Source organism: Pseudomonas sp. efr-133-TYG-23, assembly GCF_030209215.1.
Taxonomy (GTDB): Bacteria; Pseudomonadota; Gammaproteobacteria; order Pseudomonadales; family Pseudomonadaceae; genus Aquipseudomonas; species Aquipseudomonas rhodesiae.
Window position 1 is genome coordinate 85143 of sequence record NZ_JARVSL010000016.1, and the last position, 16966, is coordinate 102108.

Genomic DNA, 16966 nt, shown 5'->3' on the forward strand with positions numbered 1-16966 from the left:
TCACCTCCCATGATTTCGATCTATCAGCTCAAACCGCGGTTTCAAAACCTGCTGCGTCCCCTCGTGCAGCGCCTCTACGACAACGGCACCACCGCCAACCAGATCACCGTGCTGGCCGGTGTTATTTCACTGCTGGTCGGCCTGTTGATCGCCGGCTTTGCCCAACACTTGTGGCTGTTTGCGCTGATCCCGCTGTGGATGATCCTGCGCATGGCGCTCAATGCCATCGACGGCATGCTCGCGCGGGAATTCGGCCAGCAGTCGCGCCTGGGTGCATACCTCAATGAACTGTGCGACGTGATCGCCGACAGCGCGCTGATCCTGCCGTTTGCGCTGATCCCCGGCGTCAGCCTGGCGCCGGTGTTGCTGGTGGCGTTGCTGGCGGTGTTCAGCGAATACGCCGGCGTGCTGGGTCCGATGGTCGGTGCATCGCGCCGCTACGACGGGCCGATGGGCAAAAGCGACCGGGCCTTTGTGCTGGGCGTGTTGGCCACCGGTGTGGCGCTCGGCTGGTTGTGGGCCGTTTGGGTCGACACGGTGATGTGGCTGGTCGCCGCGCTGCTGGCCTACACCCTGGTCAACCGGGTACGCCAAGGCATTAAAGAAGCTCAAACCACCTCCCCTTCTGCATAAAGGATTCTGCGATGCGCGAACAGCAAGAGCACACCTTCAGTACCCATGATGGCGTCGAGCTTTTCTATCGGCACTGGCCGGCCACCGCCCCAGCGGGCGGCGAGCCGCGTAAGGCAATCGTGTTGTTCCATCGCGGCCATGAGCATTCGGGGCGTATCGCGCATTTGGTCGACGAACTCGACCTGCCTCAGTTCGACTTCTTCGCCTGGGACGCCCGTGGCCATGGTCAGTCACCCGGCGAACGCGGCGACAGCCCCAGTTTTGCTACCAGTGCTCGCGATGTGCAGACCTTTTGCGACCATATCGGCGTCACCTACGGCATCGAGCAAGAGAACTTCGCCGTGGTCGCCCAAAGTGTCGGCGCGGTGATCGCTGCCACCTGGGTACATGATTACGCGCCGAAAATCCGCGCGCTGGTGCTCGCCTCCCCGGCGTTCAAGGTCAAGCTGTATGTGCCGTTCGCGCGGCCGGGCCTGGCCTTGATGCGCAAGTTTCGCGGCAACTTTTTCGTCAACAGCTATGTGAAGGCCAAGTTCCTCAGCCACGACCCGGAGCGCGTGGCGTCCTACGACAGCGACCCGCTGATCACCAAGGCGATTTCGGTCAACGTACTGCTGGGCCTGTACGAAGCTGCCGACCGGGTAGTAGCCGACGCCCAGGCGATCCAGGTGCCGACTCAGTTGCTGGTGTCTGGCGCCGACTTCGTGGTGCACCGCAAACCCCAGCAGCAGTTTTTCGACCGCCTGGGCAGCCTGAAAAAAGAACTGCATATCCTCCCCGGTTTCTTTCACGACACCCTCGGCGAACGCGACCGCGCGGTGGCGGTGAGCAGCGCACGGCGGTTTATTCTGCAGAACTTCACCCAACCGCTGGACCGCGCTTCGCTGCTGAATGCCGACAAACTGGGCACCACCTGCGCCGAGTCCGAAGCCCTCGCCGCACCGCTGCCGCGCAACTCCCTGCGTGACCTGTACTGGCGCATGACCCGCGCCAGCATGGGCCTGGGCAAGAACCTGTCCGAAGGGGTCAAGCTGGGCTTCGACACCGGTTTCGACTCGGGCAGCACCCTGGATTACGTATACCGCAACACCCCCACCGGCAAAGGCGCCCTGGGGCGGATGATCGACACCAATTACCTCAACTCCATCGGCTGGCGCGGTATTCGCCAACGCAAATTGAACGTCGAAGAACTGCTGCGCCTGGCCATGGCCAGGTTGCGCGATGAACAGCGCGCGGTGCGCATCGTCGACATCGCCGCCGGCCATGGCCGTTACATCCTAGAGGCGTTGCAAGGGGTGACGCCGCTGCCGGAATCAATCCTGCTGCGCGACTACAGCGACATCAACGTGCGCGACGGTGGCGCGCTGATCCGCGAAAAGGGCCTGGGGGATATTGCGCAGTTCGTCAAAGGCGACGCGTTTGACCGCCAGGATCTGGCGGCGCTGGACCCCAAGCCGACCCTGGCGGTGGTGTCCGGGCTGTACGAATTGTTCGCCGATAACGCCATGGTCGGCGGCTCGCTGGCCGGCTTGGCCGAGGCGCTGGAGCCTGGCGGTTATCTGGTCTACACCGGCCAGCCATGGCACCCGCAGCTGGAGCTGATCGCCCGTGCGCTGACCAGCCATCGCCAGGGTCAAGCCTGGGTCATGCGTCGGCGCAGCCAGGCGGAAATGGACCAACTGGTGGAAGCCGCCGGTTTCCGCAAGATTACCCAGCGCGTGGATGAGTGGGGCATTTTCACCGTGTCCCTGGCCCAGAAGATCTGATCATGCGCGAACCCGGCCTGTTAAAGCCTGCCGTTCTGTGGCTGCTACTGTTGGCACCGCTGTTTTTCAGCACCTACGGCTTTGCCACCTGGGTCACCAGCCAGCGCAGCGATGTCGGCACACTGGTGTTCGATTGGGAAAGCCATATGCCCTTTTGGGCCTGGACCATCGTGCCCTACTGGTCCATTGACCTGCTGTATGGCTTCTCCCTGCTGCTGCCCAACAGCCGCCATGAATTGAAACAACACGCCCTGCGCTTGCTGTCCGCCCAGGTCATCGCTGTCAGCTGCTTTTTGATCTGGCCGCTGCGCTTCACCTTCGAGCGGCCCGAACTGGATGGCGTATTCGGCTGGTTGTTTGCCGTACTGGCGGGCTTCGACAAACCCTTCAACCAGGCGCCCTCGCTGCATATCGCGCTGCTGGTGATTCTGTGGGTGATGTACCAGCGGCACGCTCAAGGCGTGTGGCGCTGGGTGGTGCATGGCTGGTTTGCCTTGATCGGTATTTCCGTACTGACTACTTATCAACATCACTTTATCGACTTACCCACAGGCGCCCTTGCCGGCTGGCTGTGCGTGTGGTTGTGGCCGGTGGAGCACCCGAGCCCGCTGCTGAATGCCCACCTGGCCCGCGACCCTAAGCGCTGGCGACTGGGGTTGCGCTACGGGCTGATGGCCGTGGCCCTGGCAATACTGGCCTTGGCGTTTGGCGGCGGCTGGTTATGGCTGCTGTGGCCGGCGGTGTCGCTGGGGTTGGTCAGTACGAACTATTGCGTGCTGGGCGCTGCCGGTTTTCAAAAACGCAGCGATGGTCGACTGACGCCAGCCGCTCGCTGGCTGTACGCACCTTACCTGGCCGGGGCGTGGATAAATTCGCGGCTGTGGACACGCAAACATCCCCAGCCGGATCTGATTGTGGATAACGTCTGGCTCGGGCGAATTCCCACAACTGGCGAGCAAACTTCCTTCAACGCCATCATCGATCTATGCGCAGAGTTACCGATTCATCCACAGGGTCGTGCCTATCAGTGCATTCCGGTGTTGGACCTGACCACGCCCACACCCGCCGAATGCCTGCAAGCGGCCCAGGCCATCGAGCGTTTGCACGACGACGGCCCATTGCTGGTGTGCTGCGCCCTGGGTTATTCGCGCAGCGCCACCGCCGTCGCCGCCTGGTTGCTAAACAGCGGGCGCGCCGCAACGGTGGATGAGGCGCTGGCTATGATTCGTACAGCGCGGGCCGAAGTGGTCCTGCATCCTGCTCACCGTTTAGCGCTGGAGGGTTTGCCCCATGCCCGCTGATATGGAACTCCAGGTCGTCGCCAGCCTGCTGCGCCGCGGCCGCTCGCTGGATCAGTTATCCACAGGCCTTACGCTGGTCGGTGTATTGTTCGGCCTCGCTCAGTTGCTGATGGCCAGCGTGTCGCCGATCTGCCTGTTGCTCAGCCTGTGGATGATTATTCTTGGCTTGCTGCAAAAGTATTGGGCGCTGCGCGTGGCCTTCGATGCAGACCTGTTTGCGTTGCTGGCCCGCGACACCGAACGCACCGCCGACCTCGACCAAGCGCTGCAAAGCCTGGGCCTGCAATCGGCCAAGCGCGCCGGCCGGCCTTGGGCCGAGCGCCGTCGCGGCGCCCTCAAACTGCTGCGCAAACAAGCCTGGTTGCTAGGCGCGCAAGCCCTGCTGACCCTGGCCGTGATCCTCGCCAGCCCTTGGCTGCCTTTTGCCGGATAAGGAATCCCCATGTTCGAACCTGTGGTTGCTACGCTGATTACCTCCATGGCCCGCACCGTCACCGGCGCCCGCAGCCTGTGGCTGGGTTGCGCGCCGGTGCCGGTGCAACGTATCTACTTCGCCAACCACAGCAGCCACGGCGACTTTGTGCTGCTGTGGGCCTCGCTGCCGCAAAATCTGCGCGCATTCACGCGCCCAGTGGCCGGTAGCGACTACTGGAACAAGAGCGCCCTGCGTCGCTACATCATCAACCGCGTATTCAATGGCGTGCTGATTGATCGGGAGCGCAAAGAGCCTGTGGATAACCCCTTGCAGCCGATGCTCGATGCCCTTGAGGGCGGCGATTCACTGATCATTTTTCCCGAAGGCACGCGCAATCTGGAAGACGGACTGCTGCAATTCAAAAGCGGCCTGTACCACCTGGCAAAAAGTTACCCACAGGCCGAACTGGTGCCGGTGTGGATAGCCAACCTCAACCGGGTCATGCCCAAGGGCCGAGTTCTGCCGCTGCCGCTGCTGTGTACCACCAGCTTCGGCGCACCGCTGCACCTGGAGGACGGCGAAGACAAAGCCACGTTCCTCGCCCGTACCCGCGATGCCTTGCTCGCCCTCGCCCCGGAGCATTTCTGATATGCCTAGCCAAACCCTGATGTTGTTCGGCGGGATCGGCGCGATCCTGGTGCTGGCGTCGTTGATCGGGCTGATCCTCAAACTGCGCACCCGTGGCACGCCAAACGCGGTGATCGACAACCTCAACGCACGCATCAATGCCTGGTGGGTGATGGTGGTGGTGATCGGCATTGCCTTCTGGCTCGGCACCGGCGCGGTGATCCTGTTGTTCTACGCCGTGTCGTTCTATGCCCTGCGCGAATTCCTGACCCTCACGCCCACCCGACGCAGCGACTACCCCGCGCTGGTGGCCGCGTTCTACCTGGCGCTGCCGCTGCAATACCTGCTGATTTACTCGGACTGGTACGGTTTGTTCTCGATCTTTATCCCGGTGTACGTGTTCCTGCTGCTGCCGATCCTCGCGTCCCTGGGCGGCGACAGCACGCACTTTCTGGAGCGCGCGTCGAAAGTGCAGTGGGGGCTGATGATCGCGGTGTTCTGCGTGTCGTTCGTGCCGGCGCTATTGACCCTCGACATTCCCGGCTACGAAGGCCGCAACCTGCTGCTGATCGCCTACCTGGTGATCGTGGTGCAACTGTCGGACGTGCTGCAGTACGTGTGCGGCAAGTTATTCGGCAAACGTAAGATCGCGCCCAACCTGTCGCCGTCCAAAACCGTGGAAGGCTTCGTCGGCGGCATTCTGCTGTCCTCCCTGATCGGCGCGGCGTTGTGGTGGACCACGCCGTTCAACCCGTGGCAGTCATTCCTGATCGCCTTGCTGATCAATCTGCTCGGCTTCGCCGGCGGGATTGTGATGTCGGCGATCAAGCGCGACCGGGGGGTGAAGGACTGGGGGCATATGATCGAAGGTCATGGCGGCATGTTGGATCGGCTGGATTCGGTGTGTTTTGCTGCGCCGATTTTCTTTCATCTGGTGCGCTACTGGTGGACCTGACATCACCGCACTCAAACAACTAATGATCAAACGGTGGGAGGGGTAAAACCCTCCCACTTTTTGTTACAAAGACCCGTGTAAGATACGCCGCACTCAGCCAGGGATGCTCACCATGTTCGATTCGCTTAAAGCCATCAGCCGCCGTGTTGTGGGTGTGTTTCTGACTCTGGTGGGGGCCGTGTTTGGCCAGTGGCATCCGCCGCGCTGGCTGCGTGCTATTGGCCATGGCCTGGCGAATCTGGGCCGCAAGGCGCGTGCTTATCCACGCCAAGCCGGTGCCGGGGTTTTGGGCCTGATGCTGCTGGCGGCCATGGGCTTTTATGGTTGGCAGTGGTATTCCAACCTGCCGCAGCCGCACACCGTGGGCTATTCGCTGCACAAACCCAATCTGACCGACTACACACAGCCATCCCCCGTTGTGGATAACTTGCAGGTGCGTTTTGCCGAATCGGTGGCCCCATTGGCGGCCATCGGCAAACCGGTGAGCGAAGGCATCAGCCTCAAGCCTACCGTGGCCGGCACCTGGCGCTGGGCCGATGACCGCACCTTGTTGTTCGTACCGGAGAAAGACTGGCCTGTGGATGCGGGTTACACCCTGGACCTGGCCAAGAAAAACCTGCTGGCCGATGGCGTATTGCTCAGCCAATACAGCAGCCAGTTTTCCACCCAGCCCTTCCGCGCCACCCTGGCGCAAAACGAGTTGTATCAAGACCCGTCCAACCCGACGCTAAAACAGCTGGTGGCGACCTTCCATTTTTCCCACCCGGTAGATGAAGACAGCCTACGTAAGCGCGTGTCGGTCATCCTCGGCAAAGGCCTGGCGTACCGTGATGCGCAGCTGCCCAATCGCCCGGAAATCACCTTCGACGAGCACAAACTCAACGCCTATGTGCGCTCCGCCGCGCTGGCCACGCCGCTGGAAAGCACGCCCGTCAGTGCCAAGTTGGATGAAGGCATCAAGGCCCGCGACGGTGGCAACGCCAGCACTGCACCGCTGGTAGCGGAAGTGACTGTGCCCGGGCGTTATCGCCTGACGTTTACCGGTGCCGAAGTGAGCTTTGTGGACAATGCGCGCGGCGAGCCGGAGCCGGTGCTGATGTTCAGCAGTTCCAGCGCCGTAGCCGATGACACCATCGCCGGTAAGGTGCAGGCCTGGCTGTTGCCAGAAAAAGCCGAGGACGACACCCGTCCCTACACCACCGTCGACATTGACGATGCCCTGCTCGCCCGCAGCACCAAAGTCAGCCTCACCCACGTGCCCAGCGTGGAACCGCTGAACACCCTGCACGCGTTCAAGTTCAAGGCCCCGGCCGGCCGGGCCCTTTACGTGCGCGTACCCGCCAATTTGGAAGCTATCGGCGGCTACTTGGCGAAAAATCCCACGGCGTCCCTGATAAGCATGCCGGCGTATCCGCGCACGTTGCAGTTTCTGTCCGACGGCGCGTTGCTCAGCCTCAACGGCGAAAAGCGCTTGGGCTTCATGGCCCGTGGCGTGCCCGGCGCCCATGTGGAAATTGCGCGACTGCTGCCTAATCAACTGCAGCACCTGGTGGACCAGAGCAGCGGCAGCTTCGCCCGCCCTAATTTTGGTAACGAGTACTTCGATCGCATGGTCGAGCGTCAGGCTCTGGACATTCCCCTGTCGTCCAATGACCCGGCCAAAACCGTCTACGACAATGTGGACCTGAGCCACTACCTCACCGCCAATGGCGGCCGGCGCGGTATTTTTGTACTTAAGCTCAGCCCCCAGGATGAACAGGCCGAACGCACCTTCGACTATGACCGCAGCGGCACCCGCGACCTGCGGTTTATCGTGGTGACCGACCTGGGCATCATCGCCAAACGTTCCAGCGATGGCAGCCACGATGTGTATGTGCAATCCATCGGCAGCGGTTCTCCGGTGGCCGATGCGCAGGTCGACATCATTGGTCGCAACGGCCTGCCGGTCGCCAGTGGCCATTCGGATGCCGAAGGCCATGCGCATTTCGCCAAGCTCGATGAACTGCGCCGTGAGAAAACGCCGCTGATGTATGTGGTCACTCGCGGCAATGACCAGTCCTTCCTGCCCATTGCCCGTCAGTCCCAACAACTGGATTTATCGCGTTTTGATGTAGGCGGTTTGGAAGAAGACGGTGCGATCGATCGCCTCAGCGCTTACCTGTTCACCGACCGCGGCCTGTACCGGCCCGGCGAAACCGCGCACCTGGGCATGATCGTGCGCAGTGGTAACTGGAAAGGCGCCCTGCAAGGCTTGCCGGTGGAACTGCAAATCACCGATCCACGCGGCCTGGAAGTGATCCGCCAGCCGCTGAAGCTGTCCGCCAGCGGTTTTGAGAGTTTTGATTTCCCCAGCAGCGAAGTCGCCCCCGCCGGGGATTACACCGCAACGCTGCAGCTGATCGGCCAGAAACAGACGCGCACCGACCTGGGCAGCGTCAACTTCAAGGTGCGTGACTTCGAACCGGACCGCATGAAAGTCAGCCTGAGCCTGCACGACACCCCGGTGGCGGGTTGGATTGCGCCGGACCAAGTGGTGGCCAAGGTCACTGCCATGCACCTGTTCGGCGCGCCGGCGGCGGACCGTCGCGTCACCGGCAAAATGTCCCTGAGCCCGACGCTCGCGGCCTTTGATCGCTACCCCGATTACCGCTTCCGTCTTAACGACTCTCTGGAAGACGCAAGCACCGAAGACCTCGCCGAAAGCAAACTCGACGACAAAGGCCAAGCCGTGCTCGACCTCAACCTGCAACGTTTCGCCAACAGCACTTACCGCCTGCAAGTGATGACCCAGGTGTATGAAGCCGAGGGCGGTCGCAATGTGGCAGCGCAGAGTGCCTTGCTGGTGTCGTCCGCGCCCTACCTGGTGGGTGTGAAAAGTCAGGATTCGCTGTCGTACGTCGCCAAGGATGCGCCGCGCCAGGTGCAATGGCTGGCCGTGGCGCCGGACCTCACGCCGCTGGCGGTGGATGGCCTGACCAGCGAAGTGGTCGAGCACCGCTATGTCTCGGTGCTGGTGAAACAATCCAACGGTACCTACAAGTACGAGTCGCGTATCAAGAACATCAGCCAGCCAGCCTCACCGCTGGCGATGACCAAGGAGGGCGCTACACAGACGTTGAACACCGCGACACCGGGCGACTTCACCCTGCAAGTCAAGGACGCCAACGGCAACCTGCTCAACCAGATCGACTACAGCGTCGCTGGCCATGGCAATACCTCACGCTCTCTGGAGCGCAACGCCGAACTGCAATTGCGCCTGGATAAACGCAGCTATGCCACCGGTGACGAGATCGCTATCAGCCTGCGGGCGCCGTACACCGGGGCGGGCCTGATCACCATCGAACGCGACAAGGTCTACACCCAGCAGTGGTTCAAGGCCGACAGCACCACCAGCGTGCAACATATCCGCGTACCTGCGGGCCTTGAGGGCAATGCCTACGTTAACGTGCAGTTCGTACGCGATATGGGCTCGCCGGAGGTGTACATGAGCCCGTTGTCCTACGGGGTGGTGCCGTTCAGCATCAACCTGGATGCACGGCGCATGGCGTTGAAAGTGGAAGGCCCGGCGAAGATCGAGCCGGGGCAGACATTGGACATCAAAGTCAGTACCGATCGGCCGGGCCGTGCAGTGGTGTACGCGGTGGACGAAGGCATCTTGCAGGTGGCGCGCTATCAGACGCCGGACCCGCTGGGCTTTTTCTTCCAGAAGCGCGCGTTGGAGGTCGGCACCAGTCAGATCCTTGACCTGATCCTGCCGGAATTCAGCCGCCTGCTCAGTGGGGCGGCGCCCGGTGGCGATACGGAAGGCGCCCTGGCCAATCATCTCAACCCGTTCAAGCGCAAACACCAGCCACCAGTGGCCTGGTGGTCCGGCCTGGTGGATTTGCCGGCCGGTGAAACCGTGCTGCACTACCAGGTGCCGGACAGCTTCAACGGCAAGTTGCACCTGTTTGCGGTGGCGGTAGACAGCGACAGCGTTGGCGTCAGCGAAGCCAACACCGAAGTGCGCAGCCCCATCGTGATCACGCCAAACGTACCCGCCTTCGTGGCGCCGGGTGACGTGTTCAATGTCAGCGCCGGGGTGTTCAGCAACCTCGACGCGGCGGCGGACGTGAAGTTTGAACTGCAAACCAGCACCGGTCTGGTGGTACAGGGTGACAAGGGCAGCACGTTGTCCTTGCAACCGCGCAAGGAAGGCACCGCCGAATTCAAGATCAAGGTCGGCGAAACCCTGGGTTCGGCAGACCTGCGCTTTGTCGCGGTGCTGCCGGACGGCAAACGTATTCAAGTGGCCGAAACCACGTCGATCCGTCCTCTGAGCGAGCATCGCGTGGCCCTGAGCCTGGGTCGCTTCGACAGCGCCAGCAAAGAACTGAAACCGACCCGCGAACTGTTCGGCCAACTGCGAGACGTGCAACTGGGCGTGGCTGCTTCGCCGCTGGTATGGGCCAACGGCCTCAAGCATTACTTGGATGACTACGGCTACGCGTGCACCGAGCAATTGGTGTCCAAGGCCATGCCGGCGTTGATCTGGGGCGGCACGGCACCGGAGGCCGAGCAAGCCTTCGGCAGTGCGGTACGCATGCTGCGCCAGCGCCAGAACCAGGCCGGTGGCTTCGGTTTGTGGGCTGCCAACCCCGACGTGGCGCCGTACGCCAGCCTATACGCCACCGACTTCCTGATCGAAGCCAAGGAGCGCGGGCTGCTGGTACCGGAAGACCTGTTGGTTCGCTCGAATGCTTATCTGACAGACCTGGCCAATGGTCCTAGCGAAGGCCTGTCGGAATTGCGCAATCGCGCTTACGCCAGTTACCTGTTGAGCCGTCAGGGGATTCTGGTCAGCGGCGCCTTAAGCGATATCCGCGAACGTTACGAAAGCTACTTCAAGGACACCTGGCAGAACGACTTGGGCGCAGCTTACTTGGCCGCCAGCTACAAGTTGCTCAAACAGGATCGTCAGGCCGATGCCTTGTTCCGCAAAATCCCATGGCGCGCCCTTGTGGATAAGTGGGACAGCGACGGCCTTTATTACGACCCGCTGGTACACGATGCTGAACACCTGCACCTGCTGGCCCGGCACTTCCCGCAAATGCTGGACGACGTACCGACAGCGTTGCTGGATAAACTCGGCAAGCGCCTCAACGAACAGCGCTACAACTCGCTGTCGGCGGCCCTGCTGCTGCGCGCCCTGGACAACTACGGCCAGCGGGCGCAAAGCGACATGACCCTCAAGGCCAGCGCCTGGTTGAGCGACAAGCAGCAACAACTGTTGGAGATGGCCGGCCAGCCGCCGCGGGCTGCCGTGCCGGCGGCCACGAAGAAGCTGGTGATGGAGAAGTCCGACGGCCCGGCGGCGTTTTACATGCTCAGCGAAGCCGGTTTCGACAAGGGTGCCAAGCTCAAGCCGATCAACAATGGCCTGGAAATCATCCACGAGTACCTCGATCTCAAGGGCGAGCCCGTAAGCAAGGTGGCCGTGGGCGATGAATTCTTGGTGCGCCTGCGTCTGCGCGCCACTGACCGTGACCAAGTGCAGCAAGTGGCGGTGGTCGATCTGCTGCCTGGCGGCGTCGAGCCTGTGTATAACTTGCCGCCGGAGCCGGAAGCGGCGAGCACTGAGGAAAGTGAAGGCGAAGGTGACGACGCCGAGTACGTGGAAACCAGTGAAGACAGCCAAGAGGCGGACACATGGCAAGCCCCCATCGGCGAAACCGAGCTAAGTAATTGGCAGCCGGACTATGTGGACGTACGCGATGATCGAGTGGTGCTGTACGGCACTGCCCTGCGTGACGCAGGCACCTTCGTGTACCGCGTGCGCGCCACCAACGCGGGGACCTTCAATACCCCACCGGCCTACGCCGAAGGCATGTACGAAACCACCCTGCAAGGGCGCGGCAAAGTAGGCCAGCTTGAAATTACCAAGCCTTAAGCGCCTGACGCCGCTGCTCGCAGCGGCGGTGGTGGTGGCGGGGCTGCGCCTGTGGCCCCATGCCCCGCTGGAACAGGCCGTTACCTCATCGCGGGTGGTGCTGGCCGACGACGGCGCGCTACTGCGCATGACCTTGGCGGATGACGACCAATACCGTCTATGGCTACCGCTGGAGCGGATATCGCCTTCATTGATCGAAGCCTTATTGCTCAAGGAGGATCGCAACTTCTACTGGCACCCGGGGATCAATCCCCCGGCATTGCTGCGCGCGGCCCTTGCTACCTACAGCGGCGGCCAACGCCAGGGTGGGTCGACCCTGAGCATGCAACTGGCGCGGCGCCTGTGGGACCTGAACACTCGCCAGGTACCGGGCAAGTTGCAGCAGATGGCCTTGGCGCTGTGGCTGGAGGCGCGCTACAGCAAGCACGACATCCTTGAGGCCTACCTCAACCTGGCGCCCATGGGCGGCAATATCGAGGGGGCCGAGGCGGCCAGTCGTATCTACTTCGGTAAATCGGCAGCGCAGTTATCGCTGTCCGAAGCGCTGGCGCTGGCGGTGATTCCGCAGCAACCGGGGCGGCGTGCGCGCTTCGGGCCGTCGCTGCAAAACGCACGGCTGCGCTTGATGGCCGACTGGCGCGAGACTTATCCACAAGACCCGCGCAACGACAGTCTGCTCGACCTGCCGCTGGAGGCGCGCAATCGCCAGCAGATCCCGTTTCTGGCGCCGCACCTGAGCGAACAGCTGCTGGCCTCCGAGACCGGCACGCAAATCAACAGCACCCTCAACCTGCCGCTCCAGCAATTGCTGGAACGTCTGATCAGCGGCTTTATTGCCGAGCGACGCAGCACCGGCGTGGAAAACGCCACGGCCATCCTGATCGACAGCCGCGACCAGAGCGTCAAGGCGCTGGTGGGCTCGGCGAATTACTTATCCACAGGCATCCACGGCCAGGTCAACGGCGTGTTGTCGCGACGCTCGCCGGGGTCGACGCTCAAGCCCTTTCTGTACGGGCTGGCGCTGGACCAAGGGATTATCCATCCCATGAGTATCCTCAAGGATTTGCCCAGTAACTTCGGCTACTTCCAGCCGGAAAATTTCGACGGCAGTTTTGTCGGCCCGCTGACGGCGCGGGATGCTTTGATCCGTAGTCGCAATATCCCGGCGGTGTGGCTGGCCAGCCAGGTCAAGTCGCCGTCGTTGTATGGTTTGCTGCAACGTGCCGGCATCAAAGGCCTGCGCGATGAGAGCCATTACGGCCTGGCCCTCGCCCTTGGCGGCGGCGAAATGACTCCGGAAGAGTTGGCGCGGCTATACGTAATGCTGGCGGGTGACGGGCATCTGCGGGCGTTGCGCTATGTGCAGGAACAAGCGCCATCCACAGGGGCGCAATTGCTCACCCCTCAGGCCGCCTTCATGGTGCGCGATATGCTGCGCCGTAACCCGCGTCCGGATGGCCTGCCCGCGCGCCATTGGCGCACCGCATGGAAAACCGGCACGTCCTGGGGCTTTCATGATGCGTGGAGCGCCGGCCTGGTGGGTCCGTATGTGTTGGTGGTGTGGGTGGGTAACTTCGACGGGCGCCCGAACCCGGCGTTTATCGGCGCCAAGACCGCCGCGCCGCTGTTCTTCCGTATCGCCGACGCCTTGCCCCTGGCCTTGCCCAACGTGGTGATCAAACCCGACAAACCGCCCACCGGGCTGGTGCGCATTGACGTCTGCGCCGCCTCCGGCGAACTGCCCAACCGCTGGTGCCCGCAAACCCGCAAGACCTGGTACATCCCTGGCGTCTCACCGATTCGCGTGTCCAACCTGCACCGCCCGGTACTTATCGACACCCGCACCGGCAAAGCGGCGTGCCCACCGTTCGAGGCGCAGTACACCCGCGAGGAAGTCTTCGAATTCTGGCCCAGCGACGTACAACGCCTGTACCGCGCCGCCGGCCTGCCGCGCCGCACACCGCCCAACGTGATGAAGAACTGCCAGCCCAACCGCATCAGCGACCAGAGCGAAGCGCCGCAGATTCGATCGCCGTTGACCCAAGTGAGCTACCAACTGCGCCTGTCCCAGCCCCAGGAAAGCATCCCGCTGAACGCGAACGCGGCCAGCGACGCGGTGACCCTGTACTGGTTTGCTGACCAAACGTTGATCGGCCAGGGCCCACCACAGGCCACGCTGAATTGGCGACCGGGAAAGTCGGGGGATTATCGGTTGCGGGTCAGTGACGATCAGGGCCGCAGTGCGAGTCGGGGCTTGCGGGTGGAGTTTGTGCCTTAGGCATGCCGCTTGTTCTCAACAACCTCTACGTAGCTGGACTCCCCTCCTCCCACAGCCCCCGACAACCAACCCCAGACAAAACTCAGGATAGTACGCCCGGTCTGATCCACACCCACCGTGCCCCGCGACCAACCGGACAGCAGTTCACCGTCCAGTGTCAGACAATGAAAAAGCAGCTCGATGGTATCGACTCCGGTTACGCGTCCGACTTGCATGCCTAGGCGAATTCGACCGCCCTTGTAGGTGCTGGAAATAGCGTCACCCTCAACAAGGTAGTGAAACACCGTGCCGGCACCGGATAGCCCGTGGGTATTGTTGGTGACCGCAAATCGACGATTGTGCAAACGCTCGCCAAGTTGGGAAAAGGTTGGTGTCATCTGCGTCGCGTCCTTGCATAGGCGCCTGGTGACCCAGAATGGGCCCCAGGCGCGTGCGGTATTACTCCACCGTCACCGACTTCGCCAAGTTACGCGGCTGGTCGACGTCAGTACCCTTGAGCACAGCCACGTAGTACGACAGAAGTTGCAGCGGGATGGTGTAAAGGATCGGCGACAGGGTGTCGTGGATGTGCGGCATGTTGATGACGTGGGTGCCTTCGCCATTGGTCATGCCGGCCTTTTCGTCGGCGAACACAATCAGTTGGCCGCCTCGGGCACGCACTTCCTGCAGGTTGGACTTGAGCTTTTCCAACAGTTCATTGTTCGGCGCCACGGTGACCACTGGCATGTCGTCATCCACCAGGGCCAGCGGGCCGTGTTTGAGTTCGCCGGCTGGGTAGGCTTCGGCGTGGATGTACGAGATTTCCTTGAGTTTGAGCGAGCCTTCCATTGCTACTGGGTACTGCGCGCCACGGCCGAGGAACAGGGTGTGGTTCTTGTCGGCGAACAGTTCGGCGACTTTCTCCACGGTGCTGTCCATGGCCAGGGCTTCGCCCAAACGGGTTGGTAGGCGACGCAGTTCTTCGACCAAGGTGGCTTCGACGCCAGCGGCAAGAGTGCCACGCACTTGGCCCAGGGACAGGGTCAGCAGCAACAGGCCGACCAGCTGGGTGGTGAATGCCTTGGTGGAGGCCACGCCGATTTCGCGACCGGCCTGGGTCAGTAAGGTCAGGTCCGACTCACGCACCAGGGAACTGATGCTGACGTTGCAGATCGCGAGGCTGGCCAGGAAGCCCAGCTCCTTGGCGTTGCGCAGGGCGGCCAGGGTGTCGGCGGTTTCGCCGGACTGGGAGATGGTCACGAACAACGTATCGGGCTGTACCACCACCTTGCGGTAACGGAACTCGCTGGCCACTTCGACCTGGCACGGGATGCCGGCCAGTTCTTCCAACCAGTAACGCGCGACCATGCCAGCGTGGTAGCTGGTGCCGCAGGCAACGATCTGCACGTTGCGGACCTTGGCGAACAGCTCGGCGGCCTGTGGACCGAAGGCGTTGACCAGGACCTGGTTCTGGCTCAAGCGACCTTCCAGGGTGCGTTGCACCACGGATGGTTGCTCATGGATTTCCTTGAGCATGAAGTGGCGAAACTCGCCCTTGTCGGCGGCTTCGGCGCCATCACGGTATTGCACCGCCTCGCGCTCGACAGAGTTGCCGTTGACGTCCCAGATCGCCACGCTTTCGCGACGGATGTCGGCAATATCGCCTTCTTCCAGATACATGAAGCGGTCAGTCACCTGGCGCAGGGCCAGTTGGTCGGAAGCCAGAAAGTTTTCACCCAGGCCCAGGCCAATCACCAACGGGCTGCCACTGCGGGCGGCCACGACGCGGTCGGGCTGGCTGGCGCTGATCACCGCCAGGCCGTAAGCGCCGTGCAGTTCCTTGACGGTGGCCTTGAGCGCGGTGGTCAGGTCGCCGAGGTCTTTGAGCTTATGGTTGAGCAGGTGGGCGATCACTTCGGTGTCGGTGTCCGAGGTGAACCCATAACCCAGACCCTTGAGTTGCTCGCGCAACACTTCGTGGTTTTCGATGATGCCGTTGTGCACCACCGCCAAATCACCGGAAAAATGCGGGTGGGCATTGCGCTCGCACGGTGCACCGTGAGTGGCCCAGCGGGTATGGGCGATGCCCAGGCGGCCGACCAGCGGCTCGCCGGCCAGGGCCTGCTCCAATTCGCTGACCTTGCCCGGGCGACGCGTGCGCTCAAGCTTGCCGGCGTTGGTAAAAACCGCCACACCGGCGCTGTCATAGCCGCGGTATTCCAGGCGCTTGAGGCCTTCGATCAGGATGGGCGTTACGTTACGTTCAGCGACTGCGCCAACAATGCCACACATGGTATTTCTCCTAGATGATTGCCGCGCATATCAGCGTAATGCCGCGGGCTTGGATCTGGTCGCGGGCCTCAAGCGGCAGGCGATCATCGGTAATAAGGGTATGGACGCTGCTCCAGGGCAGTTCCAGGTTGGGAATTTTGCGGCCGATCTTGTCGGACTCGACCATCACCACCACTTCACGGGCGACCTCGGCCATTACGCGGCTCAGGCCCAGCAATTCGTTGAAGGTGGTGGTACCGCGCTGTAAATCGATGCCGTCGGCGCCGATGAACAGTTGATCAAAGTCGTAGGAACGCAGCACCTGCTCGGCGACCTGGCCTTGGAACGAGTCCGAATGCGGGTCCCAGGTGCCGCCGGTCATCAACAGCACTGGCTCGTGTTCCAGTTCGCTCAACGCGCTGGCCACATGCAAGGAGTTGGTCATCACCACCAGGCCGGGCTGATGGCCCAGCTCGGGGATCATGGCCGCTGTGGTGCTGCCGCTGTCGATGATGATTCGCGCATGCTCACGCAAGCGCTTGACCGCAGCACGGGCGATGGCGCGTTTGTACGCGGAAATGGGTTGGGCAGGATCACCGACCAATTCCTGAGGCATGGTGATTGCGCCACCGTAGCGCCGCAGTAACAGGCCATTGCTTTCCAGCGCGGCCAGATCCTTGCGAATGGTGACTTCCGAGGTTTCGAAACGCTTGGCCAATTCATCCACACTGACTTCGCCTTGCTCGTTGAGCAAGGTGAGGATGTTGTGGCGCCGTTGGGGGGTATTACGTTTCGACATGGTAGTGATAAGT

The 16966-nt window shown here is 62.2% G+C and carries 11 protein-coding genes; 8 read left to right on the top strand and 3 right to left on the bottom strand.

Features of this window, described 5'->3' with window-relative positions; translation table 11 throughout:
• Window positions 1-9: 9 nt before the first annotated feature.
• The 8 genes from QRN41_RS11405 to pbpC all read left to right on the top strand — a co-directional run bounded on the left by QRN41_RS11405 (window position 10) and on the right by pbpC (window position 13904).
• Entirely contained in the window at window positions 10-633 is a 624-nt protein-coding gene (locus QRN41_RS11405) for a CDP-alcohol phosphatidyltransferase family protein (RefSeq protein ID WP_285421578.1), read from the top strand.
• Between the two features lie 11 nt (window positions 634-644).
• Entirely contained in the window at window positions 645-2399 is a 1755-nt protein-coding gene (locus QRN41_RS11410) for a bifunctional alpha/beta hydrolase/class I SAM-dependent methyltransferase (protein WP_285421579.1), read from the top strand.
• Window positions 2400-2401: 2 nt separating this feature from the next.
• Window positions 2402-3700: a phosphatase PAP2/dual specificity phosphatase family protein gene (locus tag QRN41_RS11415; protein ID WP_285421580.1), complete on the top strand. Its 1299-nt coding sequence runs from the start codon at window positions 2402-2404 to the stop codon at window positions 3698-3700.
• Window positions 3690-4133 carry a hypothetical protein gene (locus tag QRN41_RS11420; protein ID WP_034101580.1) on the top strand — a complete coding sequence of 148 codons (444 nt, stop codon included), beginning with the start codon at window positions 3690-3692 and terminating at the stop codon, window positions 4131-4133. The genes QRN41_RS11415 and QRN41_RS11420 overlap by 11 nt, the downstream gene beginning before the upstream one ends.
• Before the next feature lie 9 nt (window positions 4134-4142).
• Window positions 4143-4763 (top strand): lysophospholipid acyltransferase family protein, encoded by a 621-nt coding sequence (locus QRN41_RS11425; protein WP_285421581.1) that lies wholly within the window; start codon window positions 4143-4145, stop codon window positions 4761-4763.
• A gap of 1 nt (window position 4764) precedes the next feature.
• Complete coding sequence (locus tag QRN41_RS11430) at window positions 4765-5697, top strand: phosphatidate cytidylyltransferase (protein WP_034101582.1); 933 nt, start codon at window positions 4765-4767, stop codon at window positions 5695-5697.
• Window positions 5698-5809: 112 nt separating this feature from the next.
• The gene (locus QRN41_RS11435) at window positions 5810-11626 is read left to right on the top strand and encodes an alpha-2-macroglobulin (RefSeq protein WP_285421582.1); all 5817 of its coding nucleotides are present in this window, start codon (window positions 5810-5812) and stop codon (window positions 11624-11626) included.
• Window positions 11607-13904 carry a penicillin-binding protein 1C gene (pbpC, locus tag QRN41_RS11440; RefSeq protein ID WP_285421583.1) on the top strand — a complete coding sequence of 766 codons (2298 nt, stop codon included), beginning with the start codon at window positions 11607-11609 and terminating at the stop codon, window positions 13902-13904. Before QRN41_RS11435 ends, pbpC begins: the two co-directional genes overlap by 20 nt.
• Here pbpC and QRN41_RS11445 read toward each other — a convergent pair.
• The 3 genes from QRN41_RS11445 to QRN41_RS11455 all read right to left on the bottom strand — a co-directional run bounded on the left by QRN41_RS11445 (window position 13901) and on the right by QRN41_RS11455 (window position 16953).
• Window positions 13901-14281, bottom strand: coding sequence for an avidin-fold protein (locus QRN41_RS11445; protein ID WP_034115504.1), 381 nt, complete (start codon window positions 14279-14281; stop codon window positions 13901-13903). The two genes, pbpC and QRN41_RS11445, sit on opposite strands and share 4 nt — an antisense overlap.
• 61 nt (window positions 14282-14342) lie before the next feature.
• Window positions 14343-16175, bottom strand: a complete 1833-nt coding sequence (glmS, locus tag QRN41_RS11450) for a glutamine--fructose-6-phosphate transaminase (isomerizing) (protein WP_285421584.1) — start codon at window positions 16173-16175, stop codon at window positions 14343-14345.
• A gap of 10 nt (window positions 16176-16185) precedes the next feature.
• Window positions 16186-16953, bottom strand: a complete 768-nt coding sequence (locus QRN41_RS11455) for a DeoR/GlpR family DNA-binding transcription regulator (RefSeq protein ID WP_040266624.1) — start codon at window positions 16951-16953, stop codon at window positions 16186-16188.
• Window positions 16954-16966 lie beyond the last annotated feature (13 nt).

What these genes read in the sequence shown, in the direction of transcription:
- QRN41_RS11415 (WP_285421580.1), top strand. Translation starts at nt 2,402, where the DNA reads ATGCGCGAACCCGGCCTGTTAAAGCCTGCCGTTCTGTGGCTGCTACTG.
- QRN41_RS11445 (WP_034115504.1), bottom strand. Translation starts at nt 14,281, where the DNA reads ATGACACCAACCTTTTCCCAACTTGGCGAGCGTTTGCACAATCGTCGA.
- QRN41_RS11420 (WP_034101580.1), top strand. Translation starts at nt 3,690, where the DNA reads ATGCCCGCTGATATGGAACTCCAGGTCGTCGCCAGCCTGCTGCGCCGC.
- QRN41_RS11410 (WP_285421579.1), top strand. Translation starts at nt 645, where the DNA reads ATGCGCGAACAGCAAGAGCACACCTTCAGTACCCATGATGGCGTCGAG.
- QRN41_RS11430 (WP_034101582.1), top strand. Translation starts at nt 4,765, where the DNA reads ATGCCTAGCCAAACCCTGATGTTGTTCGGCGGGATCGGCGCGATCCTG.
- QRN41_RS11435 (WP_285421582.1), top strand. Translation starts at nt 5,810, where the DNA reads ATGTTCGATTCGCTTAAAGCCATCAGCCGCCGTGTTGTGGGTGTGTTT.
- QRN41_RS11455 (WP_040266624.1), bottom strand. Translation starts at nt 16,953, where the DNA reads ATGTCGAAACGTAATACCCCCCAACGGCGCCACAACATCCTCACCTTG.
- glmS (WP_285421584.1), bottom strand. Translation starts at nt 16,175, where the DNA reads ATGTGTGGCATTGTTGGCGCAGTCGCTGAACGTAACGTAACGCCCATC.
- QRN41_RS11425 (WP_285421581.1), top strand. Translation starts at nt 4,143, where the DNA reads ATGTTCGAACCTGTGGTTGCTACGCTGATTACCTCCATGGCCCGCACC.
- QRN41_RS11405 (WP_285421578.1), top strand. Translation starts at nt 10, where the DNA reads ATGATTTCGATCTATCAGCTCAAACCGCGGTTTCAAAACCTGCTGCGT.